This window comes from Candidatus Pseudomonas auctus (assembly GCF_048654275.1).
GTDB lineage: Bacteria > Pseudomonadota > Gammaproteobacteria > Pseudomonadales > Pseudomonadaceae > Aquipseudomonas > Aquipseudomonas pharyngis.
The window spans coordinates 76,709-100,819 of sequence record NZ_JBJYZK010000012.1 but is presented as its reverse complement, the minus strand read 5'-3'; the positions used below and the strand labels follow the sequence as shown (position 1 = coordinate 100,819).

Sequence of the window (24,111 nt, the reverse complement as noted above, 5' to 3'; positions counted from 1 at the left end):
GCTACGGTGGGTGCCTTGTTCCTTGATTTGAAGCAGGTGTGCGATGAGTCTGATTGTGTCGATGGCGGCGTTTGCCCTGGCCGCGTCCATTACTCCGGGGCCGGTGAACATCGTGGCATTGAGTTCGGGGGCGCAATTCGGTTTCCGCGCCAGCCAACGGCATGTGGCCGGGGCGACGCTGGGGTTTGTGCTGTTGCTGGTGTTAATGGGCTTGGGGCTGCATGAAGTGCTCAAACTGTGGCCGTCACTGACCCGTGTGGTGCAACTGGCCGGGGTGGCGTTTCTGCTGTTCATGGCCTGGAAACTGGCCACCGATGACGGCCAGTTGAGTGCAGGCGAATCGAAACGTGCGCCATCAATGCTCTATGGCGCAGTGATGCAATGGCTCAACCCCAAGGCCTGGCTGGCCTGCGTGGCGGGGATGGGCGCGTTTGTCGCTGACGGCGAAGCGCGGCTGGTGTGGCAGTTTGCGGCGGTGTATCTGGTGATCTGTTATCTGTCGGTGGGGTGTTGGGCATATGCCGGGACCTTCTTGCGCGGTTATCTCGGCAACCCGGCGGGGATGCGCTTGTTCAACCGGGTGATGGCATCGCTGCTGGCGGTGAGTGCGATTTACCTGCTGGCGCCTCAAGCCCCGTGGGAATCACTCCCACGGGTATTTGCAGGTTGAATCAGTTCAGTCCGCTCAGGGCGTCTTCAGCCGCTTTACCTAAAGGATGAAAGCGATTTTTGCGCAGCTCCGCAATCGCATACACCGCTCGCGCCGTGCGCCCGTTGCCATCGACAAAGCTGTGATAACCGAGCATCGCTCCCAGCATCTGCCTGGAAAAATGTTCACCCGCAGGATCCAGAGCCTTGGCGTGTTGTTCCAGCAACGCTGCGCCTGAAACATTGGAAGGATAGCGTGCCTCCCCCGTTGGACTGCGCAAGCCGCCGGCATCCTTGGGAGCAATGCGTTTGTGCAGCTCGGCGTATACCGCCGGATCGTTCAGTGGCTTGTTGTTACGGCTGAATTCGAGCAGAAGGTCCTTCACACGATCGACGTCGTTACGAGAACTGGATGCGTGAACAATCCAGGCCGCGGCGCGATCTGTGTTATCGGTCAGTCCAGCGGGATTGAACTTCAGTTCATCCAGTAGGCTGTCGAATGGCGCCTTGCCCAAATCCGTGGTCAGCAGTGTGCGCTGGTGGTTGTGCATGAACTGCAGGTTTTTGTATTCAATGGTCAACGTCGTTTCGAACAACTCGGGCAGTGTCTTGTGATTGCTGAACTGGTGGAGATTAGCCAGCGTATATTTTTTCGCCTGTTGCCTGATCAGACTTTCGACCACTTGTGGATCCAGCACTTTCTTCAACGACTGGGCCGCGTCGGACTGGCGCGCAATGTCGCCCAATGTCTTTTCCAACAGGTGCGCGAGCTCCGACTCGGGAATCTTGCTCAATCGTTTTGCGTCGTTTGCATGCAGTTTCTGCAGAACCTGATGCGCATCCTCTATGAGATCATTTTTGAACAGTGCTCGAGCGTGAGCGACGGTATCCAGCGACGTTCGAAGTTGGGTAGCCGAGCCGGTGTGCTCAATGGCTTTGATCAGGTCGTAGCTGTTGGCACCGGTCAGAAACCTGAGTTGCTGCTTGGCTTGATGTGCCAGTGAGAGCGTATGGCCGCTCAGTTTCGTCAGCCCTCGTCCGATCAGTTTGCCACCCGCCTTGAGCAGTTGCGGCAAACCCGATAACGGATTGAACAGGCTGAGGGCTGTCTTTGCCAGAACCCGCGAAGCGGACAGCAGTTTGCCGGCGATGGCCGCAGCTTTGCTGGCGGCGGCAGCGATCGCCACAGGCGCAGTGAAAACGGTCATCGCCAGTACGGCGGCATCGACAATGCAGTCGAAAATTGCACCATTCTGTTTTTTTGGATCCCCTGAGCTCAGTCCTTCCACGCAGCCCTTGAAGGGAATGATCAGGTTGAGAATCACGTTGAAGATGGCATCGGTCTTTTCAATCGCCTTTTCCCGTACGGTTTGATTGAGACCCAGTTGGTGAATTTCGCTTTCGGTGATGTAAGGGTTCTTTTCGGCGATCAGGCGCGCAAGCGCCACAATGCGTTCAGAGCTGAAAGAGGGAATCGGATCGTAGTCATCGGTGTAGACACTGGCAGCAGCAAGCACACCGATCTTGCGTACGTTGATTCTCCTTTTAAGGCCGACCGAGGGGGCTACGTTCGTTAAGTAGGCCTTCAGATCGACAGGAACTTTTGTCATTTCTCGTTGATCGGCGAATCGGCTGTCGAGATTGAAGAAACCGCCGGAAACCAGCGGTGAAAAGAAACTTGTCAAATCCGGGTTGTAGCGACACTCCATGCGCAATGGAAACAACTCAAAGCATTTGATGGTGTGGTTGTGATGTGCGCACAAAATGACGCCGTAACGCCCAATTTCGCCAGGGGTGTAGGTGGCAGGTCTGACACCACCGCGTCCGTTGGTTCTTGCGGGTATGTAGTTGATTTTCTGAACGCAGTAAACGCCAATTGCAGCTTGTTTGAAAAATTCCGAATCCTGTAGAAACACATTGGAAATGGCGATCTGGGCGTTGCGTCTCAGGCCTTCGACAATGGCATTGAAGCTGCGGGATGTTTCTGTTTCATAAAGTTCGGCGACGGGAAACAGAAAGGGCAGGGACGGAAACGATTTGTAGATACTGGTGCCTTTGATTCGGTCCCAATCTTGAGTGTGAAGCTCATCTCCCATGTAAAGATCCAGCACCGATACTTTCCTGCCGGCACCACCGCCACTGCCGCGATGTTTCACCAGCAGTTCATTGGGGTCGCAATTTCGTTCCTGTGACCTCAATTCTTGCAGAGCCAGTTGTCTACGGTCGGGCAATGGCCTGGAAAATCGTTCGGCAGCTTCCAGCATCATGTCGACGTACTGATCGTATTCGCGTATGGCGTGCTCGATCTCTTTTGCGCTGACGTTGCCTTGCGCATCCCGCTTGATAAGTTCGTTCATCCAGGCCCAGGTCACCACCGGATCCACCGAGCCTTCGGCCTGCAAAGCCGCCAGTGGCGCGAGTGATTTCGTCGACTGGCTGAATCCCATCAGATGCTGATAGGTCAATTGGCGGCTGACACCGGGTGTCAGAGTTTCCACCAGATGCACAGCTTGCGTAGCGATCACCCAGGCCGGAGTTCCCATCTGCAGGCTGGACGGCCAGTCGGTAAAAAGATATTCCGGCGCCATGCCCGCCAGGATCATTTGCGATACCAGCGGGGCGAGCGCAGGCGCGACGTGCAGGTTCTTGATCAGATGCGCTTCCAGTTCCGTTCGAACCTGGGTCGGATGCTGTTTGAAGTAACGTTTGGAATACAGATCGAAACCGGCGAAGTGGGTATTGGTGCTATCGAGCGTCGGGTCGAGGTCGAACAGTATCGCGGCAACCATCAGTTGCTCTGAGAGTTCAGTCGACTGTTTTGTTACGGTCTCTTCAGTATCCCAACCGAGCCTGGAAAGGTACCGCTGGCCATGCCGGGAAGCTGCATTTTCGAGTAATTGTTGCAGGCGATAGTTGCTGCTTGTTGTCGCGCCATTGCCCGGCGTGCTGTCAATCAGCAAGTGTTCGCCCAGGCTATTTACGAGGGTTCCAACATTCAGAGTGTCACTCTGTATCAGATCAAGAATGATTGCCCGGTTGTCTCCTTCAAGCTGGTATGGCGAGTCCTCGGGAGCGTCCAGTAATGTCCAGTAGTTTCCATGTTTCGGAGGGGCGGGTAATGTCGAAAAATTCAACAGATCAAGCAAGTTGCGAGTGTCCTGTTCGTTATCCGGGACTTGCAATCCGTTGTAACGCAACCATTGACCGACGGTAACTTCATCTCCCGTAAGGATCCAGCCACCGCTTGCTGCGGCGACCTTGGCCAGAAGTTTGAGGTTGCCATCGAAGTCCCCCAGACCTGTGACATCAATGGTGATTTCTTTTGGAGAAACAAACGTGGTAGCGGGCCGGTCGTTACCGGAGACCAGGTTTCGGTAACTGAAATAGAGTCGCCCATTCTCATCCAGAAGAAAAATTGCGTTGTCCGGAATGCTGCGTCGAGCGCGGACAAACAGAAAATCGTCGTGGCGCAGAAGTATGGATAACGAAAGTTTTCCGCTACGATGAGTTTGGTCAAGCGCGCTGTCTTCCACGCAGGGGACAAGAATTTCGTTCCAGGCCCAGGCGAGACGTTCAATAGCGTATTTGTCGTCGATAAAGTTTGTAATTATCCGGCTTACTGTCTTTTTCTGAAGTGTGTTAGTGGAGTCGTAAGCGTAGTTGTCTGTTGGCTTCATGATTTGGAATCCATTCTCTAACGGCGAAATAAATAGAATTATTCGTCGCTTGTTGAGTGTCGTGTTTATGAAGTGGCGAGTTTTTAGAATAAGTAGTTAAGGGAAAAGTTGGCGTGGATTAATGTTCAAGGTGTTTCTTTATGGTGGCGGGAACGAGGGGAGAGGCTGTTTTTAAAGGTCTGGAGCGCTGTTAGCGATAAATATGTATATCTTTCCGGGTATGTAGACTTATGAGCGTGATTGGATAAAGTCAGTTAGTCGCTTTAAATACATACTTGAAGTGGCCTGAAAAACGGTGGGGGGAGCAATCGGCTGTGGTGCAACACCGGGGTTGCAGGGGGCGGTTTAAAGGTATTTAAGAATGCTTCCGGCAAACCGCGACACCGCGCGCCATTATTACGCGATCGCCAGAATCCGCCGGCTTGTGCGCCTTGGGGGCGGGTTCTATGTTTGCCGGTCTGCAAACCCGCGTACAGCTGCCATCTCCCTTGGTTTCGCAGCGTTTGCGCGTCGAGCGTCGAACCGTCCGCGTGGGAACGATCCGATAAATGGCCATGCGGGCCGTTTTTGCGTTAACCCCGATACTGCCCCGGCGTAGCCGCCAAATGCTGCTTGAACGCCCGCTGAAAATGCGCTTGATCGGCAAACCCCGCCTCCAGCGCCACATCCGCAATCAACTGCCCGCGCCGCAGACGCTCGCGGGCGAACTGGATGCGCTGGTTGACCAAAAACGCATGGGGCGTCATGCCGAAGTGCTGTTTGAAAGCACGGATCAGGTACGACGGTGACAGTTCGGCAGCCGCGCAAATATCGTCGAGGCTGAGCAGCACGGTGCAGTGCTGGCGGATAAAGTCGGCGGCGCGTTCGAGTTTGAAGTTCGGTTCGCGCAATGGAGGTTCAATCGGGTTCAGGCGCAGTTGCAGGTCGCTGAAAAACTCCACCGCGGCACTCTGTTTACGCAGCACGTCTTGCTGCTCGTCGACCAGCACGCCGTACAACGCATTCAAGTCGTGAAACAGGCGGGCGTCATTCAAATGGGTATCGGAAAACCGCCGAAACTCAAGTTCCGCACTGAACCCCAGCTGATGCTGCAGATCCGTCAGCCACGGCGTTTCCACATACAACATCAAATACGACCATGGCTGGTCACCGATCGGGTTACACGCGTGCACGTCCCCCGGATTCATCAGCACCACGGTGCCGGCCGCCACTTCGAACGAGGATTGCTCATGCACATAGGTGCTGCGCCCGGCGGTGATGGCACCGATGGAAAAGTGCGCGTGGGAGTGTCGTGAATAGCAGACCTCACGCCCGTCGGCGATCGCCCGCGCTTCGATGAAGGGCAGGGCGTCGTCGCGCCAGAAGCGCGGGGCTTGTTCGGAGTTTTTGGCGGCAGCGTGTTTCATCGTTGGAGTTCTCGGCAGGCCAGTGCCCGAGTGTATTAGCTCTGGCCGGCGAAGGCTCGTTCGAGTTCGGCAATGTCGAGTTTTTTCATCCCGAACATGGCCTGCATTGCCCGTTGGACTCTGGTCTGGTCGGGGTCGGTCATCATGTGCATGAACGCCACCGGCACGATCTGCCATGACACGCCGAACTGGTCCTTGAGCCAGCCGCATTGCTGCGCTTGCACCGGCCCGCCGGCGCTGAGGTTGCCCCAGAAATGGTCGACCTCTTCCTGGTTCTGGCAATTGACCTGAAACGAAATCGCCTCGTTGAACGTGAACACCGGCCCGCCGTTGAGCCCGGTGAAGGTCTGGCCGTCGAGTTCGAAACTGACGGTCATCACCGAGCCTTCCGGGCGGCCGTGAAATTCCTGGCCGACCTTGCTGTAGTGGGTGAGGGCGGTGATTTTCGAGTGGTCGAAGATCGAGCAGTAAAACTTAGCCGCCGCTTCCGCCTGATCGTCGAACCACAGGCACGGAGTCAGCTTTTGAAAGCGTTGCATGGCAGTCATCCTCGGCAGGTTGGACACGCTGGATTAATAGCGTAGTCAGTCTGTGTTCGGCTGGCAGCGCAACGGGCCGAATGGTCGGTTGCTGCGAATCAAGCCGAGGCTCCAGGGGTTTACCTGCGACGCTCGGCAATCATCAGCAACGACTGCGGCACCGGGCCTTGCGGATGCTGCGGCTCGCGCAGGCCGGTTAACTGCAGGCCGGCCATGTCCAGCGCATTGAGCCAGCTGGACAAGGTGCGGAAATACCACGGCATCGGCTGCCAATCGCCCTGGAGTCCGTGGAAGGTTTCTTCCCGCCAGCCGTCCTGATAATCACCGGCAGCCACCGACCACGGATGTAGCGTCTGGATCACCAACGCACCGCCCGGCACGAGCAGTGCATGCATCGCCGCGAGCAGCGGAATGATGTCCTGATGCAGCAGGGAAAAATTGGCGCAGATCAGGTCGTAATCGCGGCCAATGTCGACCTTCGCCTCAACCAAATCTTCGTAGCTGGCGACCTGCGCGGGCGATGATCCTGCCTCGCGCGCGGCCTCGATCAGCGTCGGATCACCGTCCACGCCTAACGCGTCGACCCCGCGCTCGGCCAGCGCCCGCAACAGCCAGCCCTCACCGCATCCCAGATCGAGAACCCGTTCGGGCTGGCGCCCCATCACCGCCAGCAGAATGGCCTGATCGGTCACCTGCCGGCGACTCTCGATGGCGCCGCTGCGCACGGCTTCGGTCCAGGCCCGGGCGTTGTGCTGCCAGCTCTGGAGGAGGGTGGATTCAGGCGAGGACATGACGGACTCCTTGATCGCGGGATGCAGGCAAGGATAGGTCAGGTGTAGTCGGCCAGTTGAATACGGTTGCGACCGCCGCGCTTGGATTCGTAAAGCGCGCTGTCTCCTTGCTCGATCAGCGCTGCGAGGCTGGCCGGTGGTTGATCGAACACCTTGGCGCCAATACTCAGAGTGACCGCTTGCGGAGTGGTGTAGCTCTGGGAAGTCATCTGCTGGAACTGCTCACGCAGCGCACTGCCCAGATCCATGATCTGGGCGTGGGACGTGTCGCCCAGCAGCATCACGAATTCGTCACCGCCCAACCGCGCCGCCAGTGCGCCTTTGGGCAGTACTGCGCGGATCATTTCGCTGAGGGCGATGAGCAACCGGTCGCCGGAGGTGTGGCCGTACAGGTCGTTGATCAGTTTGAAATTGTCGATGTCGATCAGCAGCAGCGCGCCGGGGCGGGTGCTGGAGACTTCGTCGAGCAGGCGCGGTGCGCGGACTTCCAGGGCGCGGCGGTTGTACAGCGCGGTCAGCGGGTCCCGGGCGGCCAGTTCGGCAATCTGTTTTTCCCGCCGGTAGCGCTCGGTGCCGGTCATCGACAGCGCGATCAGCATGATCGCCATCGCGCCCTCTACCAGGGAAATCTGAATGATTTCGCCGCGCAACGACGCCAGATCGATCAGCGTGCCTGGAATCACCGCGATGATCGCCTTGGTGAAATAGAACGCGCCGTGGATCAGCAACACATAACGCAACTGTACCGCGCCGACGCTCAACGACTTGCCATGAGGGCGCAGCAACAGGCTGGCCCGCAGCATCGATGCGGCCACCAGCAGCGAGTTGGCCATCAGCATGATCTTCGACCACGACGGATCTTCCGGTAACAGCAGCAACGACAGCCAGAGCAGGAACATCAAGTACCATGCCCGCGACAACCGCCGCTGCGTAAACCGCGCGACTCCCAGCAGAAACAGCCAGTGCGCGACCACCAGCAAACCGTTGGCGAACCAGATGCCGATCAGCGGATAACCGTTGGCGCGCAACAGGGCCAGGCTCGAGCCGACGGTGATGGTGGCGAAACCGGCGCTCCAGAACAGCAGGGAAGATTCGCGGATACTGCGCCATTCGACCGCCAGATACAGGGCGGCCGCCGCGGCCAGGGCGGTGGAAATGGTGAGCATCGTGAGAGGATCGAGCGCCATGAAAGGACAGGTCTGCCTGGATAGTGTTAATGGGCCACGATTGTAAGCGTTCCCCCAATGGGCTGCTATTTTCACTCACCGGATATTCCATTTTCAGGCAGAGGTGTCCCATGGAACGATTGACCGGCGGTTGTCTGTGCGGCGAAGTGCGGATCGAGGCGTCAGGGCGACCCTACAGGGTTGGCGTTTGCCATTGTCTTGACTGCCGCAAACACCAGGGCGCGCTGTTTGCCGCGTCGGCAATCTTTCCCGAGGTGGCGGTGACGATCAGCGGCGAGACCCATGACTACGCGGGGCGACATTTTTGCCCGCTCTGTGGCTCGTCGGTGTTCGGCCGCAGTGGCGATGAAGTCGAGGTGAATCTGGGTGCGTTGGATGCACCGGATCAATTCCAGCCCACCTACGAGCTGTGGACGGTGCGTCGCGAGTCGTGGCTACCGGCCTTTCCATTGGCCAGACACTACGTGCGCGATCGCGAGAGAACGGGGCGAACCGAAGAATAGCCGGGGTCAGGCAGGGCGCCTGACCTCGGCCACTATCAGCCGCGAATGAACGCCAGCAGATCCGCGTTGATCGTCGCAGCCTCGGTGGTCGGCATCCCGTGGGGGAAGCCCGGATAGATCTTCAGCGTGCTGTTTTTCAGCAGTTTCGCCGACAGCACGCCGGCGTTTTCATAGGGCACGATCTGGTCGTCGTCGCCGTGCATCACCAGCACCGGAATCGAGATGCTTTTGAGGTCAGCGGTGAAGTCGGTCTGGGAAAAGGCAACGATGCCGTCGTAGTGAGCTTTGGCGCTGCCGATCATGCCTTGGCGCCACCAGTTCGCAATGATCCCTTCGGATGGATTGGCGCCGGGGCGGTTGTAGCCGTAGAACGGCCCACTGGGCACGTCGCGATAGAACTGCGCACGATTGGCTGCCAGTTGCGCCTGAAGATCGTCGAACACCGACTTGGGCAAACCACCGGGGCTGCTGTCGGTTTTCACCATCAGCGGTGGCACGGCGCTGATGATCGCGGCTTTCGATACCCGATCCTCGCCATGCCGGGCGATGTAGTGAATCACTTCGCCGCCACCGGTGGAGTGGCCCACATGCACGGCTTTCTGCGTCCCCAGATGATTGACCACCGCCGCCACATCATCGGCGTAGTGATCCATGTCGTGGCCGTCCCAGACCTGGCTCGAACGCCCGTGGCCCCGTCGATCGTGGGCCACGACCCTGAATCCCTGCGCCAGGAAGAACAGCATCTGCGCATCCCAGTCGTCCGCGCTCAGCGGCCAGCCGTGGTGGAAGTGAATGACCGGGGCGTCCTTGGGCCCCCAGTCCTTGTAGAAGATTTCGACGCCGTCTTTCGTTGTGACAAATCCCATGTTCGCGACTCCTGGAAAGTGTGAAAGGGCAGTTCTTGCGGTGACAAGCGGTATCAACTGTAGGAGCAAAAACGACACCCTGATCGATGATTTTCCGAACGGTGCCGGATGACCGGTGGTCGCGGCGGCTGGTCGTCGGGTCAAAATGCGCTTAGCTGAAAGGGATAAGCCGAGGCGCGCACCGCCAACGATGGCCGTAGCAACGCCCTTCAGAACACCGTGAGTCTGAGGAAATCCCCCATGCTGACCTTGAACATCAATGGCAAGGATCAGGAGCTCGATGTCCCTGCGGACATGCCGTTGCTCTGGGTCCTGCGCGATGTCGCGCACCTGACCGGTACCAAATTCGGCTGCGGCATGGCCCAGTGCGGTGCCTGCACCGTGCACGTCGATGGCGCACCGCTGCGCTCGTGTATCACGCCGGCCACGGCTGTCGCCCATGGCCAGAAAATCCTCACCATCGAAGGCCTGTCGAGCGACGGTTCGCACCCGGTGCAGCAGGCCTGGGCCGAACTGGACGTGGTGCAATGCGGCTACTGCCAGTCCGGGCAGATCATGTCCGCCGCCGCATTGCTGGCGAAAATTCCCAAACCCACCGACAGCGATATCGATCAGGCGCTCTCCGGCAACATCTGCCGCTGCGGCACCTATCCAAGAATCCGCGCGGCGGTCAAACGTGCTGCCGACATCGGCTGAACGAAGGGAGGTGGGTGATGAACAGTCCAGTATCCCGTCGCGGATTTCTCAAGGGCAGCGCCGTGCTTGGCGGTGGTCTGGTGGTGGCGTTCGTGGTGCCTGGCGGCAACCGCTTTGCCATGGCGGCCGAGAATGAAGGCAAGGTGTTTGCGCCGAACGCGTTCCTGCGGATTGCGGCGGACAACAGCGTTACCGTGCTGCTTGGCCATTCGGAAATGGGTCAGGGCATCTGGACCGGCCTGACCATGTTGATCGCCGAAGAGCTGGACGCCGACTGGTCGAAGATTCGCGTTGAGCACTCGCCAGCCTCGGCGGCGGATTACGGCATGCCCGGTTTTGGCGGAATGCAGATTACCGGCGGCTCCACTTCAACCTGGATGGAGTTCGACCGCTATCGGCTCGCCGGCGCCACGGCACGGCAGATGCTGATCGAGGCCGCGGCCAAGCGCTTCAACGTGGCGCCGTCGACGATCCGCACCGAAGCCGGCGTGGTGATTGCCGGCGATAACCGCGCCACCTACGGCGAGCTGGCGGACGCCGCCGGTCAACTGCCGGTGCCGGATCCGAAGTCGATTACCTTTAAAGAAGCCAAGGACTGGAAAGTCATCGGCAAACCCACCAAACGCCTCGACACCCCGGAAAAAATCACCGGTCGCGCCAAATTCGGCATGGACGTGCAGTTCGACGGATTGATGACCGCGATGGTGGCGCGCGCGCCGGCGTTCGGCGCCACGGTGAAATCCTTTGAGGGCGCAGAAGCCCTGGCGATTCCCGGCGTGCACAAAGTGGTGCAGGTGCCGACCGGTGTGGCGGTGGTCGCCGAGCATTACTGGGCGGCGAAACTCGGTCGCGATGCGCTGAAGGTCGATTGGGATCTGGGGCCGAACGCTGATCTGAGCAGTGAAAAGCTGTTGGCGAGTTTCCGCAAACTGGCGGCTACACCGGGCACCTCGGCGGCGCAGGCCGGCGATGCCAAGGGCAATTTCGGCAAGGCAGCGAAGAAAATCGACGTCGAATACAGCGTGCCGTATCTGGCCCACGCGCCGATGGAGCCGCTCAACTGCACGGTGAAGATCAGCGCCGACAAGTGCGAGATCTGGACCGGTACCCAGTTCCAGACGCTGGATCAGATGGTTGCCGGCAAGATCACCGGGCTCAAGCCGGAGCAGGTGGAGATTCACACCGAATTTCTCGGTGGTGGTTTTGGTCGCCGAGCCAACCCGACCTCGGACTTTGTCGCCGAAGCGGTGCAAGTGGCCAAAGCTGCTGCGATGCCGGTGAAAACCGTGTGGTCGCGCGAAGATGATATTCGCGGTGGTTACTACCGCTCGATGTTTCTGCATCAGGCGAAGATCGGCCTCGGCGCCGACGGCCTGCCGCTGGCCTGGCAGCATGTGCTGGTCGGGCAATCGATCATGGCCGGCACCATGCTCGAGAAAACCATGGTCAAGAACGGCGTCGACCAGACGTCGGTCGAAGGCGTTTCCGACAGCCCGTACATCAAGGGCCTGGCCCATCATCAGGTTGATCTGCACTCGCCGACCACCGGGATTAACGTGCTCTGGCTGCGTTCGGTGGGCCATAGCCACACCGCGTTTGTCATGGAGTCACTGATCGATGAAATGGCCTCGGCGGCGGGCAAGGACCCGGTGGAGTACCGACGAACGCTGCTCAAGGATCATGCCCGGCATCTCGGCGTGTTGAACCTGGCGGTGGAGAAGGCCAACTGGAAAGCCCCGCTGCCGGACGGCCATGCGCTGGGCGTGGCGGTGCATGAGTCGTTCGGCAGCTATGTGGCGCAGGTGGCGGAAGTGTCCCAGGACAATCTGGCGATCCGCGTGCATCGGGTGGTCTGCGCGGTGGACTGCGGGATTGCGGTCAACCCGCAAAGCATCGCGGCGCAGATGGAGTCGTGCATCACCTTCGGCCTGGGCATGGCGCTGCACAGCAAACTGACGCTCAAGGACGGCCATGTCGTGCAGTCCAACTATCACGACTATCAGGTGTTGCGGCTCAATGAAATGCCGCTGGTCGAGGTGCACATCGTGCCGAGCAGCGAGAAGCCCGGCGGCATCGGCGAGGCGGGTGTGCCGCCCACGGCGCCGGCGGTGGCCAACGCGGTGTTCGCCCTGACCGGGCAGCGCCTGCGGGAACTGCCACTGCAAATGTCGGGGGTGTGAGATGAAACGACATCTGTTGTTGGGCACGGTGATTCTGCTTGGGCTGGGCGGTTACGCATCGGATCTGTTTGCCGACGATCAGGACGCCTTGAAAGCTTTCGGCACGGTGCAGAAAGTCTTCCAGAGCCCGCGCTGCCAGAACTGCCACATTCCCGGTGATTCGCCGTTGCAGTTCGACGCCGGCATCCCCCACGCGATGAACGTGGTGCGCGGCATGGACGGCAAGGGCGCCGCCGGTTTGCCCTGCGCCACTTGCCACGCCGAAAGCAATCCGCCGGCCAGTTACGGCCCCCATGCGCCACCGGGCGCGCCGCACTGGAGCCTGCCGCCGGCCGCGCACAAAATGGCCTGGATCGGTCTGCCGCCGGATCGTTTGTGCGCAATGATCAAGGACCGCGCCAGCAACGGTGACCGCGATTTCGCCGCGCTGATCAAACACGTCAGCGAGGACAAACTGGTGCTCTGGGGCTGGAATCCCGGGGCAGGGCGCGCGCCGGTGCCGGTGCCGCACGATATCTTCGTGACCCAGTTCAAACTCTGGGCCGATGCGGGCGGGCCGTGTCCGGTGGCCGGTGGATGAGAGGTTGAGTCATCGCTGATTCGGGCTACGCTCAACTGCATCGAAGACAAAGGAGTGTGTGATGCTGGTACCCGGCAAACCTGCCAATGAAGCTGTCCGAGTTCAAGTGCTGCATGATTTGAAATTGCTCGATTCCGCACCGGAAGAGCGCTTCGACCGGCTGACGCGACTGGCCAAGCGGCTGTTCAACGTGCCGATCGCGCTGGTCACGCTGGTGGACAAGGAGCGGCAATGGTTCAAGTCCTGCGTGGGTCTGGACACGACCGAAACGCCACGCTCTGTTTCATTCTGTGGCCATGCGATTCTCAGGGACGAGCTCATGCTGGTACCTGACGCCCGAGAGGACGAGCGTTTCCACGACAACCCTTTGGTTACCGGGGAGCCGAACATCCGGTTTTACGCCGGTTATCCGCTGACCGTACCCAGCGGCAACAAGATGGGCACCTTGTGCCTGATCGACACCAAACCCCGCGATCTCGACGAAGAGGAGCGCGCCCTGCTGCGCGATCTGGCGGGCATGGCCGAGCAGGAACTGATGGCCGTGCAGATGGCGAGCATGGACGAGCTGACGCTGCTGTCCAACCGTCGCGGCTTCAAGATGCTCGCCCAGCATGCGCTGGATGCCTGCGCACGGTTGGAAAAACCGGCAACGTTGCTGTTTTTCGACCTCAATGACTTCAAGCAGATCAACGACCTCTACGGCCATGCCGAGGGCGACAGTGCGCTCAAAACCTTTGCCGATGTGTTGCGTATCGCCTTTCGCGAGAGCGATGTGGTGGGACGGCTGGGCGGTGATGAGTTCGTGGCGTTGCTGACCGGCTCGAGCCACGTCGAAACCACGGCGATCATGGCGCGACTCAAGGAAATCCTCGAAGAACGCAATGCCACGTTGCACCGCGGTTACGCGATTCGCTTCAGTGTCGGCCAGATCGAATACAACCCGCAGCGCCATGACACCGTGGATAAGTTGCTGGCGGATGCGGATGCAGCGATGTATGCGCACAAGCAGGCGTTGAAGCGTTGTTAGTCCTGACCTCATCGCGAGCAAGCTCGCTCCCACAGCAGGCGTATTTCAACGGTTGGGATGAACTGAGTCTAGCGCCGTGCTTTTCGATTGAAAGACGATAGTTTTTGCGCCGAGCACAAATTATTTCGATCAATCGAGGCGGCCATGCTGCGTGAATTGAAAACCTTTCTGGCAGTGGCGCGGCATGGCACGTTTGCCGCGGCGGGCTTGCATATCGGCCTGACGCAATCGGCGGTCAGTGCGCAGATACGCAATCTGGAGCAGGCCTTGGGCGTGCGTCTGTTCGATCGCACCGGGCGGCAGGCGATTGATCATCCAGCGATACGCAACTTGCCGCTGCGAATAATGTTCAACAAATGTCTGCAGATCGAAAGCGAAAAGCCCTTCTGATGAAAGTCAACTGTCAGTCCTGACAGTGTAATTATCTGTTTTCAGGCGCTAGCGTGGGCGCTGTAAAAGACATTCTGCTGGAGTCGGGAAGACTGGTTGTTTTTCTCAGGGCGGAGAATATTGACAATCAGAGGAAAACTCCATGTCAACCCTGGCCAAAACACATCGCAATGCTGGTGATCTGGATCCAACTTTTGCCAAAGATGGAGTCATTAATATCGGACCAGGCAGCTGCGGCTCCGTGGTGGAGACAAAAACTGGACGTATTGTTTATGTTTATGATTCGGCAGGCAAATTGCAGCTGATTCGGGCCTACGGCGATGGTTCTATCGACCCTTCATTCGTGAATCCACCTTGGCAATTTGGGCCAAAATATTCCGCTTCGCGTCAACTTGACATTCAAGACGATGGCGGTTTCGTTGCTATCGGTAGCACTGGCGATGGCTTAAACCGGTTAGCTGCAGTCACGAAGTTCAATGAGCACGGCAGTCAGAATCTGGTCTTTGGCACGAAAATCTTTCCCGACATTCCACTTGACCCTGGGCAAAGTGTGATAACTGACGAAGCAAAGGGTTGTGCCCTCTCCGATGGGCGTGTCCTGTTGGGTCAAAGCCACATTCTGCATGATGGAACAGGAGCTGCCGTTGAGGGGAGTGGAACCATCCGCTGCTATCTCCCTAATGGCGATCTTGACGATACATTCGGTGGAAATGGCGAAGTTAAGATCATATTCGACAACGCACGCTACTCGAGTATCGAGAGCATCAAGCCGAAGTTGCAGGGAGGGTTTATAGTCAGTGGATCGCTCGATAACTCCACCGGCAATGAATCAGAACCCAAAAGTGTTCTGGCTAGTTATGACGAAAGCGGAAAGTTGGACAAAGGGTTTGCAACAGGCGGTCTGTACAAGATTTCTGAGGAATACAGTTTATTTAACAACGTGGGCATATCGCGTCACGGAATAACCTTTGCCGCATCCGTACGCTCTGCCGCAGGAATTAGCGTCGCAACTGTACGCTTGCAGAATGATGGAACACCCGATCCCCGTTTCAACAATGGCCAAGTACTGTGGACCGACATTAATGGACGCTTCGTGACTATTCAAAACGTGGTCGTTCAACCAGATGGAAGCATCATTGTGGGGGTGCGTTCCGACCTTGTGCTGACCCTTCTGCGTATTCTGGAAGACGGTAAACTCGATGATAACTTCGGGGTTGGAGGCGTTGCCAGGTTGGAGGGGTGGCGCATGAATGACTGCATTGTCCAGAGCATTACAGGGAGAATCATCGCTGCTGCTGACGAGATTGATCCTGCGGGTAAACCGCTGGCGCAGGTGTTGGGTTTCGTGGGATGAAGGGGCCCCGCGAGCAAAAAAAACCCGCCAGCACTGGCGGGTTTTTTAGCGGCTAGCCGAAGATTACTCTTCGATGTTGCCCATGGCGGTGGTGTTGAAGCCGCCGTCCACGTACATGATTTCACCGCTGATGCCCGATGCCAGGTCGGAGCACAGGAAGGCGCCGGCGTTGCCGACTTCTTCGATGGTGACGTTGCGGCGCAGCGGGGTTTGCGCTTCGTTGGCGGCCAGCATCTTGCGGAAGTTCTTGATGCCGGAAGCCGCCAGGGTGCGGATCGGGCCGGCCGATACGCAGTTGACGCGGGTGCCGTCCGGGCCCAGGGAGCCGGCCAGGTAACGCACGCCGGCTTCCAGCGACGCCTTGGCCATGCCCATCACGTTGTAGTTCGGCATGGTGCGCTCGGCGCCCAGGTAGGACAGGGTCAGCAGGCTGCCGTTGCGGCCTTTCATCATTTCGCGACCGGCTTTGGCCAGGGCCACGAAGCTGTAGGCGCTGATGTCGTGAGCGATGCGGAAGCCTTCACGGGTGGTGGCTTCGGTGAAGTCGCCGTCCAGTTGGTCGCCCGGGGCGAAGCCGACGGAGTGCACGATGCAGTCCAGGCCGTCCCACTTCTTGCTCAGTTCTTCGAAGACCTTGGCGATTTCTTCATCGCTGGCCACGTCGCACGGGAAGCACAGCTCAGGGCTCGAACCCCAGCCCTGTGCGAACTCTTCTACGCGACCTTTCAGTTTGTCGTTCTGATAAGTGAAGGCAAGCTCAGCGCCCTCGCGATGCATGGCGGCAGCGATGCCGGATGCGATGGACAGCTTGCTGGCGACACCGACGATCAGTACGCGCTTACCGGCGAGAAAACCCATGTGTTGCTCCTCTTTCAGGTTATTGCGCAGTGGCTGGTGCCAGGAAAGCGGCCTCCAGCAACTGCTGTGTATACGGATGTTGGGGGGCGGCAAAGATACTTTGCGCGTCTCCCTGTTCGACCACTTGGCCATGCTTGACCACCATCAGCTGGTGGCTCAGCGCTTTCACAACAGCCAGGTCATGGCTGATGAACAAATACGTCAGGTTGTACTTGGCTTGCAGTGAACGCAACAGCTCCACCACTTGCCGCTGCACCGTCCGGTCGAGGGCCGAGGTCGGCTCGTCCAGCAGGATCAGCGCCGGTTTGAGCACCAAGGCCCGGGCAATGGCGATACGCTGCCGCTGCCCACCGGAAAATTCGTGGGGGTAGCGGTGCCGGGTTTCCGGATCCAGACCTACCTCCTTCAATGCCGCAATAATCGCCGCTTCCTGCTCGGCGGCGGTGCCCATCCTGTGGATCCGCAGGCCTTCGCCAACGATGTCATTCACGCACATCCGCGGGCTCAGGCTGCCGAACGGGTCCTGAAACACCACCTGCATCTCCCGGCGCAGCGGCCGGACCTCGCTCTGCGTCAGGCAGTCTAGCTGCTTGCCCTCAAAACGGATCCCGCCCTGGCTGCCGATCAATCGCAGGATCGCCAGGCCAAGGGTGGATTTGCCGGAACCGCTTTCCCCCACGATCCCCAGAGTCTGACCCTGAGGCAGGCTGAAATTGATGCCGTCCACTGCCTTGACGTGATCCACCGTGCGCTTGAGCAGGCCTTTCTTGATCGGGAACCAGACTTTCAGATCCTCGACTTCAAGCAGCGGCGCCCCGATTTTATTGCTCGCCGGGCCTCCGCTGGGCTCCGCGCCAAGCAGTTCCCGAGTGTACGGATGCTGCGGCGAACGGAACAGCTCTGCGCACGATGCCTGTTCGACGATGCAACCGCGCTGCATGACACATACACGATGCGCAATTCTTCGCACGAGGTTTAAATCGTGACTGATCAGTAACAGTGCCATGCCCAATCGGGCCTGCAATTCCTTGAGCAGGTCGAGGATTTTCAGCTGAACGGTCACGTCCAGCGCGGTGGTCGGTTCGTCGGCAATCAGCAGTTCCGGCTCGTTGGCCAGGGCCATGGCGATCATCACCCGCTGGCGCTGTCCGCCGGACAATTCGTGGGGCAGGGCCTTGAGGCGCTTGTGCGGCTCGGGGATGCCGACCATCTCCAGCAGCTCCAGCGTGCGCTTGGTCGCGACCTTGCCGGTCAGGCCCTTGTGGATGCCCAGCACCTCGTTGATCTGCTTCTCGATCGAGTGCAGCGGGTTGAGCGAAGTCATCGGCTCCTGAAAGATCATCGCGATCCGGTTGCCACGAATGTGACGGATGGTCTTTTCGCTCAGCTCCAGCAGGTTCTGCCCGGAATAGGTGATGCTGCCGGCCGGATGCCGCGCCAGCGGGTAGGGCAGCAGGCGCAGGATCGAGTGCGCCGTCACCGACTTGCCCGAGCCGCTTTCGCCCACCAGCGCCAGGGTTTCGCCGCGCTTGATATCGAAACTCACGCCTTCGACCACCCGTTGCACGCGATCACCGATGCCGAATTCGACGGCCAGGTCGCGGATTTCGATCAGATTGTCCTGATTCATGTCACTTCCTCGGGTCGAAGGCATCGCGAGCGGACTCGCCGATGAACACCAGCAAACTCAACATCAGCGCCAGCACCGCAAACGCGCTCATGCCCAGCCACGGCGCCTGCAGGTTGGATTTGCCCTGGGCCACCAGTTCACCCAGCGACGGACTGCCGGCGGGCAAGCCGAAACCGAGGAAGTCCAGGGCGGTGAGGGTGCCGATGGCGCCGGTCAGGATGAAGGGCATGAAGGTCATGGTCGAAACCATCGCGTTGGGCAGGATGTGGCGGAACATGATCGCGCCGTTCTGCATGCCCAGCGCCCGGGCTGCGCGCACGTATTCGAGGTTACGCCCGCGCAGGAACTCGGCGCGCACCACGTCCACCAGGCTCATCCACGAGAACAGCAGCATGATCCCCAGCAGCCACCAGAAGTTCGGCTGGACGAAACTGGCAAGAATGATCAGCAGGTACAGCACCGGCAACCCCGACCAGATCTCCAGGAAGCGCTGGCCGGCCAGATCGACCCAGCCGCCATAGAAGCCCTGCAAGGCGCCGGCGATCACGCCGATGATCGAGCTGAGCACGGTCAGGGTCAGGGCGAACAGCACCGAGACCCGGAAGCCGTAGATGACCCGCGCCAGTACATCGCGGCCCTGATCGTCGGTGCCCAGCAGGTTGTCCGCCGACGGCGGTGCGGGGGCTGGGACTTTCAGGTCGTAGTTGATGCTCTGGTAACTGAACGGAATCGGCGCCCACAGCACCCACGCATCCTTGGCCTTGAGCAGTTCGCGGATGTACGGGCTCTTGTAGTTGGCTTCCAGCGGGAATTCGCCGCCGAAAGTGGTTTCCGGGTAGCGCTTGATCGCCGGGAAGTACCAGTTGTTGTCGTAGTGCACCACCAGCGGCTTGTCGTTGGCGATCAGCTCGGCACCGAGGCTCAGGCCGAACAGGATCAGAAACAGCCACAGCGACCACCAGCCACGCTTGTTGGCCTTGAACAGTTCGAAGCGCCGGCGGTTGAGAGGGGACAGGTTCATCTCAATGCTCCCGGCTGGCAAAGTCGATGCGCGGATCGACCAGGGTGTAGGTGAGGTCGCCGATCAGTTTCACCACCAGCCCCAGCAGGGTGAAGATGAACAGGGTGCCGAACACCACCGGGTAATCGCGGTTGATCGCCGCTTCAAAGCTCATCAGGCCGAGGCCGTCGAGGGAGAAAATCACTTCCACCAGCAGGGAACCTGTGAAGAAGATGCCGATGAACGCCGACGGGAACCCGGCGATCACCAGCAGCATCGCGTTGCGAAACACATGGCCGTAGAGCACGCGGTGGCGGGTCAGGCCCTTGGCCTTGGCGGTGACCACGTACTGCTTGTTGATTTCGTCGAGGAAGCTGTTTTTGGTCAGCAGGGTCATGGTCGCGAAGTTGCCGATCACCAGCGCCGTCACCGGCAGCGCCAGGTGCCAGAAATAATCGAGGATCTTGCCGCCAAGGCTCAGCTCGTCGAAGTTGTTCGAGGTCAGGCCCCTGAGCGGAAACCAGTCCAGATAGCTGCCGCCGGCAAACACCACGATAAGCAAAATCGCAAACAGGAACGCCGGAATCGCATAGCCGACGATGATCGCCGAACTGGTCCAGACGTCGAAATGGCTGCCGTGCCGCGTGGCCTTGGCGATCCCCAGCGGGATCGACACCAGGTACATGATCAGCGTGCTCCACAGCCCGAGGGAGATCGACACCGGCATCTTTTCCTTGATCAGGTCGATGACCTTGGCGTCGCGGAAGAAACTGTCGCCGAAATCCAGCTTCGCGTAGTTCTTGACCATGATCCAAAGACGCTCCGGGGCCGACTTGTCGAACCCGTACATCTTCTCGATTTCCTTGATCAGCGCCGGGTCCAGGCCCTGCGCTCCGCGATAGGAGGAGCCGGCCACTGACACCTCGGCACCGCCGCCGGCGATGCGGCTGGTGGCGCCTTCGAAACCTTCGAGCTTGGCGATCATCTGCTCCACCGGCCCGCCGGGCGCGGCCTGGATGATCACGAAGTTGATCAGCAAAATGCCGAACAGGGTCGGGATGATCAGCAGCAGTCGCCGAAAAATGTACGCCAGCATCTGATTACTCCGTGCCCACAGGGTCGGCTTGCAGTTGGGTTTCGACTTCTACCGCAGGTTTCGCATCGGGTTTGACCCACCAGGTGTTAATGCCGATGTCGTACTTGGGGGAGACTTTCGGGTGGCCGATGTGGTTCCAGTACGCCACGCGCCAGGTCTTGATGTGCCAGTTGGGGATCACGTAGTAGCCCCATTGCAGCACACGGTCCAGAGCGCGGGCTTGGGCCACCAGGCTTTTGCGCGAATCGGCGTTGATCAGGTTTTCCACCAGATGGTCGACCACCGGGTCCTTGAGGCCCATTGAATTGCGGCTGCTGGACTTGTCGGCGGCGGCGCTCATCCAGAACTCGCGCTGTTCGTTACCCGGCGAGTTGGACTGCGGGAAGCTGCCTACGATCATGTCGAAATCCCGCGAACGCACGCGATTGACGTATTGCGAGACGTCGACGCGGCGGATCACCAGATCGATGCCCAGATCGCTGAGATTGCGCTTGAACGGCAACAACACGCGCTCGAATTCGGTTTGCGCCAGCAGGAATTCGATGGCTACCGGTTTGCCAGTGGCGTCGACCATTTTGTCGTCGACGATTTTCCAGCCGGCCTCTTGCAGCAGCTGATACGCCTCGCGCTGTTGCGTGCGGATCATGCCGCTGGCGTCGGTTTTCGGATTCTCGAAGGCTTCGCTGAACACCTGCGCCGGCAGCTGGCTGCGGAACGGGTCGAGGATTGCCACCTGTTCTGCATCCGGCAGGCCGGTGGCGGCCATTTCCGAGTTTTCGAAATAACTGCGGGTGCGCGCGTAAGCGCCGTTGAACAATTGCTTGTTGGTCCATTCGAAGTCGAACAGCAGGCCGAGGGCCTGGCGTACCCGCACGTCCTGAAACACCGGACGGCGCAGATTGAAGACGAAGCCCTGCATGCCGGTCGGGTTGCTGTTGGCAATCTGTTCCTTGATCAGCCGCCCTTCGGTCACTGCTGGCACGTTGTAGGCATTGGCCCAGTTTTTCGCGGCCATTTCCAGCCAGTAATCGAACTGCCCGGCTTTCAACGCTTCCAGTGCGACGGTGTTGTCGCGGTAATAGTCGGTGGTCATTACGTCGAAGTTGTAGAAACCGCGATTGACCGGCAAATCCTTGCCCCAGTAGTCCTTGACCCGCTCGTAACGCACCGAACGCCCGGCCTTCACTTGGGTGACCTTGTACGGGCCGCTGCCAAGAGGAATTTCCAGGTTGCCCTTGTTGAAATCACGCTCGGCCCACCAATGTTTGGGCAGCACCGGCAACTGGCCGAGGATCAGCGGCAGTTCGCGGTTGTTGGTGTGCTTGAACTTGAACAGCACCTTGAGCGGGTCTTCGGCGATCACTTCCTCGACGTCGGCGTAGTAGCCGCGATACATCGGCGCGCCTTCTTTGGTCAGGGTCTGGAAGCTGAACACCACGTCGTCGGCGCGTACCGGGTGGCCGTCGTGAAACTTCGCTTCGGGACGCAGGTAGAAGCGCACCCAGCTGTTGTCCGGGGCCTTTTCGATCTTGCTGGCGATCAGGCCGTATTCGGTGAATGGCTCGTCCAGGCCCTGTTTGGCCAGGGTGTCGTAGATCAGGCCGATATCGTCCGCCGGCACGCCTTTGCTGATGAAAGGATTGAGGCTGTCGAAGCCGCCGAAGCCGGCCTGGCGGAAGATTCCGCCCTTGGGTGCGTCGGGGTTCACGTAATCGAAGTGTTTGAAGTCGGCGGGGTATTTCGGCGGCTCGTTGTACAGGGTCACGGCGTGTTGCGGGGCGGCACAAGCCAGCCCGGCGAACAGCAGACCGCTGGCCTGCACAAGCAGGGCGCGGATAGGCTTCATCGATCTTTCTCCGAAGATTTCAGCCACCACGCGCTCAGGCCCAGGGTGTAGGGCGGCGTGGTGACGAAGGCGAACCGGTTGCGGTACGCCAGACGGTGATAATTGAGGTACCAGTTGGGAATGCTGTAGTGCTGCCAGAGCAACACTCGGTCGAGTGCCTTGCCGGCGGCGACTTGTTCGTCGCGGGTTTGCGCGGCGAGCAAGTGTTCAAGCAGATGATCGACCACCGGATTGGCGATGCCCGCGTAATTCTTGCTGCCCTTGACGTTTACCTGGCTGGAGTGGAAGTACTGCCATTGTTCCAGGCCCGGGCTTAAGGTCTGGCCTAGCGTCATCGAGATCATGTCGAAATCAAATTGATCGAGGCGCTGTTTGTACTGCGCGCGATCGACGGTGCGCAGGCGCGCCTCGATGCCGATACTGTTGAGGTTCTCGATGTACGGCTGATAGAGACGCTCCAGGCTGGGATTGACCAGCATTAGCTCGAAGCGCAGCGGCTGGCCGGCGGCGTTCTGCAGGCGCTGGCCGTTGAGCTTCCAGCCGGCGTCAGCCAGCAACGCCAGGGCTTTACGCATGGTTTCCCGGGGGATGCCGCGCCCGTCGGTCTGCGGCAGCGTGAACGGTTCGGTGAACAGACGCGCCGGCAGTTGATCCTTGTACGGCTTGAGCATCAGCCATTCATGGCCGACCGGCAGGCCGACGGCGCTGAACTCGCTGTTGGGGTAGTAGCTGGTGGTGCGCTTGTAGGCCTCGCTGAACAAGGCGCGGTTGGTCCACTCGAAGTCGAACATCAGGCCGAGGGCTTCGCGGGTCTTGACGTCAGCGAAGGTCGCGCGCCGGGTGTTCATGAACAGACCCTGGCTCTGGGTCGGGATCTGGTGCGGGATCTGCGCCTTGATCACGTCGCCACGGCGCACGGCCGGGAAGTTGTAGCCATTGGCCCAGTTCTTCGCCTGATGCTCGATATAGATGTCGAACTCGCCGGCCTTGAACGCTTCGAAGGCCACATCGCTGTCGCGGTAGAACTCGACTTCCATGCGATCGAAGTTGTATTTGCCGCGATTGACTGGCAGGTCCTTGCCCCAGTAGTCCTTGACCCGCTCGAAAATCAACTGCCGGCCCGGTGTGACCGAGGTGATGCGGTACGGCCCGCTGCCCAGTGGGGGCTCGAAGGTGGTGGCCTTGAAGTCGCGGCCCTTCCAGTAATGCTGGGGCAGCACCGGCAATTCGCCCAGACGCAGGATCAGCAACGGATTGCCGCTGCGCTTAAGCACAAACCGGATGCGCTGCGGGTTGAGGATGTCGACGCGCAGCACTTCCTGAAGGGCGGTGCGGTACAGGGGATGACCCTCCTTGAGCAGCAAACGGTAGGAGAACGCCACATCGTAAGCGGTGATCGGCGTGCCGTCGTGGAAGCGCGCTTGCGGGCGCAGGTTGAACACCACCCAGCTGCGATCTTCGCTGTACTCCACCGACTGGGCGATCAAACCGTAACTGGACGCCGGTTCGTCACCGGACGGCGCGTATTGCCCGGTGCCGACCATCAGCGGCTCGTTCAACTCGTTGATGCCGTATTGCAGGAAATTCGCCGTGGTGACCGGGCTGGTGCCCTTGAACGTGTAGGGGTTGAGCGTATCGAAGGTGCCAAACGCCATCACCCGCAACGTACCGCCCTTGGGCGCTTGCGGGTTGACCCAGTCGAAGTGGGTAAATCTGGCCGGGTACTTGAGCGTGCCGAACTGCGCATAACCGTGGCTTTCGGTGATCGTCGCGCTGACGGGGGAGCTCAAGGCCAGGCTGATCAGGAGCAGGAGGAGGGGACGCTTCAAGTCAGATC

At 59.5% G+C, this 24,111-nt stretch carries 19 protein-coding genes and 1 pseudogene; 8 read left to right on the top strand and 12 right to left on the bottom strand.

Features of this window, described 5'->3' with window-relative positions:
- Positions 1 to 43: 43 nt before the first annotated feature.
- Positions 44 to 670: a LysE family translocator gene (locus ACKUG4_RS20980; RefSeq protein WP_445434742.1), complete on the top strand. Its 627-nt coding sequence runs from the start codon at positions 44 to 46 to the stop codon at positions 668 to 670.
- Position 671: 1 nt separating this feature from the next.
- Here ACKUG4_RS20980 and ACKUG4_RS20975 read toward each other — a convergent pair whose 3' ends face one another.
- From ACKUG4_RS20975 to ACKUG4_RS20955, 5 genes are all read right to left on the bottom strand, one after another.
- Complete coding sequence (locus ACKUG4_RS20975; protein ID WP_445434741.1) at positions 672 to 4,325, bottom strand: hypothetical protein; 3,654 nt, start codon at positions 4,323 to 4,325, stop codon at positions 672 to 674.
- Positions 4,326 to 4,897: 572 nt separating this feature from the next.
- The gene (locus ACKUG4_RS20970; protein ID WP_236190623.1) at positions 4,898 to 5,731 is read right to left on the bottom strand and encodes an AraC family transcriptional regulator; all 834 of its coding nucleotides are present in this window, start codon (positions 5,729 to 5,731) and stop codon (positions 4,898 to 4,900) included.
- A 35-nt stretch (positions 5,732 to 5,766) separates the two neighbouring features.
- Positions 5,767 to 6,270: a VOC family protein gene (locus ACKUG4_RS20965; RefSeq protein WP_445434740.1), complete on the bottom strand. Its 504-nt coding sequence runs from the start codon at positions 6,268 to 6,270 to the stop codon at positions 5,767 to 5,769.
- A 119-nt stretch (positions 6,271 to 6,389) separates the two neighbouring features.
- Positions 6,390 to 7,061, bottom strand: a complete 672-nt coding sequence (locus tag ACKUG4_RS20960; RefSeq protein ID WP_445434739.1) for a class I SAM-dependent methyltransferase — start codon at positions 7,059 to 7,061, stop codon at positions 6,390 to 6,392.
- Between the two features lie 38 nt (positions 7,062 to 7,099).
- Positions 7,100 to 8,248, bottom strand: coding sequence for a GGDEF domain-containing protein (locus ACKUG4_RS20955; RefSeq protein ID WP_445434738.1), 1,149 nt, complete (start codon positions 8,246 to 8,248; stop codon positions 7,100 to 7,102).
- A 110-nt stretch (positions 8,249 to 8,358) separates the two neighbouring features.
- Between ACKUG4_RS20955 and ACKUG4_RS20950 the strand changes: the two genes are divergently transcribed.
- The gene (locus ACKUG4_RS20950; RefSeq protein ID WP_445434737.1) at positions 8,359 to 8,751 is read left to right on the top strand and encodes a GFA family protein; all 393 of its coding nucleotides are present in this window, start codon (positions 8,359 to 8,361) and stop codon (positions 8,749 to 8,751) included.
- 35 nt (positions 8,752 to 8,786) lie between these two features.
- On the opposite strand, the gene ACKUG4_RS20945 is transcribed toward ACKUG4_RS20950, so the two are convergent.
- Positions 8,787 to 9,617, bottom strand: a complete 831-nt coding sequence (locus tag ACKUG4_RS20945) for an alpha/beta fold hydrolase (RefSeq protein WP_445434736.1) — start codon at positions 9,615 to 9,617, stop codon at positions 8,787 to 8,789.
- Between the two features lie 240 nt (positions 9,618 to 9,857).
- On the opposite strand from ACKUG4_RS20945, the gene ACKUG4_RS20940 reads away from it, so the two are divergent.
- The 6 genes and pseudogenes from ACKUG4_RS20940 (at position 9,858) to ACKUG4_RS20915 (ending at position 15,844) form a co-directional block, all read left to right on the top strand.
- Complete coding sequence (locus ACKUG4_RS20940) at positions 9,858 to 10,313, top strand: (2Fe-2S)-binding protein (RefSeq protein WP_007956954.1); 456 nt, start codon at positions 9,858 to 9,860, stop codon at positions 10,311 to 10,313.
- 17 nt (positions 10,314 to 10,330) lie between these two features.
- Positions 10,331 to 12,493 (top strand): xanthine dehydrogenase family protein molybdopterin-binding subunit, encoded by a 2,163-nt coding sequence (locus ACKUG4_RS20935; protein WP_445434735.1) that lies wholly within the window; start codon positions 10,331 to 10,333, stop codon positions 12,491 to 12,493.
- A 1-nt stretch (position 12,494) separates the two neighbouring features.
- Positions 12,495 to 13,073 (top strand): hypothetical protein, encoded by a 579-nt coding sequence (locus ACKUG4_RS20930; protein ID WP_064595487.1) that lies wholly within the window; start codon positions 12,495 to 12,497, stop codon positions 13,071 to 13,073.
- Positions 13,074 to 13,134: 61 nt separating this feature from the next.
- Positions 13,135 to 14,100 carry a sensor domain-containing diguanylate cyclase gene (locus ACKUG4_RS20925; RefSeq protein WP_085648919.1) on the top strand — a complete coding sequence of 322 codons (966 nt, stop codon included), beginning with the start codon at positions 13,135 to 13,137 and terminating at the stop codon, positions 14,098 to 14,100.
- Between the two features lie 144 nt (positions 14,101 to 14,244).
- A pseudogene (locus ACKUG4_RS20920) lies at positions 14,245 to 14,439 on the top strand (helix-turn-helix domain-containing protein); the annotation flags it as partial.
- Positions 14,440 to 14,632: 193 nt separating this feature from the next.
- Complete coding sequence (locus ACKUG4_RS20915) at positions 14,633 to 15,844, top strand: hypothetical protein (protein WP_445434734.1); 1,212 nt, start codon at positions 14,633 to 14,635, stop codon at positions 15,842 to 15,844.
- 63 nt (positions 15,845 to 15,907) lie between these two features.
- Here the strand turns inward: ACKUG4_RS20915 and fabI are convergent, their stop codons facing one another.
- From fabI to ACKUG4_RS20885, 6 genes are read right to left on the bottom strand one after another with little or no spacing between them, the layout of a single operon-like run.
- Positions 15,908 to 16,702 (bottom strand): enoyl-ACP reductase FabI, encoded by a 795-nt coding sequence (gene fabI / locus ACKUG4_RS20910; protein WP_003202751.1) that lies wholly within the window; start codon positions 16,700 to 16,702, stop codon positions 15,908 to 15,910.
- A 19-nt stretch (positions 16,703 to 16,721) separates the two neighbouring features.
- Entirely contained in the window at positions 16,722 to 18,332 is a 1,611-nt protein-coding gene (locus ACKUG4_RS20905) for an ABC transporter ATP-binding protein (protein ID WP_221399400.1), read from the bottom strand.
- Between the two features lies 1 nt (position 18,333).
- The gene (locus ACKUG4_RS20900; protein ID WP_007956945.1) at positions 18,334 to 19,353 is read right to left on the bottom strand and encodes an ABC transporter permease; all 1,020 of its coding nucleotides are present in this window, start codon (positions 19,351 to 19,353) and stop codon (positions 18,334 to 18,336) included.
- 1 nt (position 19,354) lies between these two features.
- On the bottom strand, positions 19,355 to 20,428 hold the full coding sequence (locus ACKUG4_RS20895) for a microcin C ABC transporter permease YejB (RefSeq protein WP_064595496.1): 1,074 nt from the start codon (positions 20,426 to 20,428) through the stop codon (positions 19,355 to 19,357).
- A 4-nt stretch (positions 20,429 to 20,432) separates the two neighbouring features.
- A complete protein-coding gene (locus ACKUG4_RS20890; RefSeq protein ID WP_445434733.1) occupies positions 20,433 to 22,274 on the bottom strand; it encodes an extracellular solute-binding protein in 1,842 nt (613 codons plus the stop codon).
- The gene (locus ACKUG4_RS20885) at positions 22,271 to 24,103 is read right to left on the bottom strand and encodes an extracellular solute-binding protein (RefSeq protein ID WP_085648922.1); all 1,833 of its coding nucleotides are present in this window, start codon (positions 24,101 to 24,103) and stop codon (positions 22,271 to 22,273) included. Before ACKUG4_RS20885 ends, ACKUG4_RS20890 begins: the two co-directional genes overlap by 4 nt.
- Positions 24,104 to 24,111: the final 8 nt, after the last annotated feature.

Excerpts from the sequence above, each read along its gene's own strand:
- ACKUG4_RS20905 (WP_221399400.1), bottom strand. The coding sequence starts at position 18,332 with ATGAATCAGGACAATCTGATCGAAATCCGCGACCTGGCCGTCGAATTC.
- ACKUG4_RS20935 (WP_445434735.1), top strand. The coding sequence starts at position 10,331 with ATGAACAGTCCAGTATCCCGTCGCGGATTTCTCAAGGGCAGCGCCGTG.
- ACKUG4_RS20965 (WP_445434740.1), bottom strand. The coding sequence starts at position 6,270 with ATGCAACGCTTTCAAAAGCTGACTCCGTGCCTGTGGTTCGACGATCAG.
- ACKUG4_RS20945 (WP_445434736.1), bottom strand. The coding sequence starts at position 9,617 with ATGGGATTTGTCACAACGAAAGACGGCGTCGAAATCTTCTACAAGGAC.
- ACKUG4_RS20915 (WP_445434734.1), top strand. The coding sequence starts at position 14,633 with ATGTCAACCCTGGCCAAAACACATCGCAATGCTGGTGATCTGGATCCA.
- ACKUG4_RS20960 (WP_445434739.1), bottom strand. The coding sequence starts at position 7,061 with ATGTCCTCGCCTGAATCCACCCTCCTCCAGAGCTGGCAGCACAACGCC.
- ACKUG4_RS20975 (WP_445434741.1), bottom strand. The coding sequence starts at position 4,325 with ATGAAGCCAACAGACAACTACGCTTACGACTCCACTAACACACTTCAG.
- ACKUG4_RS20925 (WP_085648919.1), top strand. The coding sequence starts at position 13,135 with ATGCTGGTACCCGGCAAACCTGCCAATGAAGCTGTCCGAGTTCAAGTG.
- fabI (WP_003202751.1), bottom strand. The coding sequence starts at position 16,702 with ATGGGTTTTCTCGCCGGTAAGCGCGTACTGATCGTCGGTGTCGCCAGC.
- ACKUG4_RS20930 (WP_064595487.1), top strand. The coding sequence starts at position 12,495 with ATGAAACGACATCTGTTGTTGGGCACGGTGATTCTGCTTGGGCTGGGC.
- ACKUG4_RS20895 (WP_064595496.1), bottom strand. The coding sequence starts at position 20,428 with ATGCTGGCGTACATTTTTCGGCGACTGCTGCTGATCATCCCGACCCTG.
- ACKUG4_RS20970 (WP_236190623.1), bottom strand. The coding sequence starts at position 5,731 with ATGAAACACGCTGCCGCCAAAAACTCCGAACAAGCCCCGCGCTTCTGG.
- ACKUG4_RS20980 (WP_445434742.1), top strand. The coding sequence starts at position 44 with ATGAGTCTGATTGTGTCGATGGCGGCGTTTGCCCTGGCCGCGTCCATT.
- ACKUG4_RS20890 (WP_445434733.1), bottom strand. The coding sequence starts at position 22,274 with ATGAAGCCTATCCGCGCCCTGCTTGTGCAGGCCAGCGGTCTGCTGTTC.
- ACKUG4_RS20940 (WP_007956954.1), top strand. The coding sequence starts at position 9,858 with ATGCTGACCTTGAACATCAATGGCAAGGATCAGGAGCTCGATGTCCCT.
- ACKUG4_RS20900 (WP_007956945.1), bottom strand. The coding sequence starts at position 19,353 with ATGAACCTGTCCCCTCTCAACCGCCGGCGCTTCGAACTGTTCAAGGCC.
- ACKUG4_RS20955 (WP_445434738.1), bottom strand. The coding sequence starts at position 8,248 with ATGGCGCTCGATCCTCTCACGATGCTCACCATTTCCACCGCCCTGGCC.
- ACKUG4_RS20950 (WP_445434737.1), top strand. The coding sequence starts at position 8,359 with ATGGAACGATTGACCGGCGGTTGTCTGTGCGGCGAAGTGCGGATCGAG.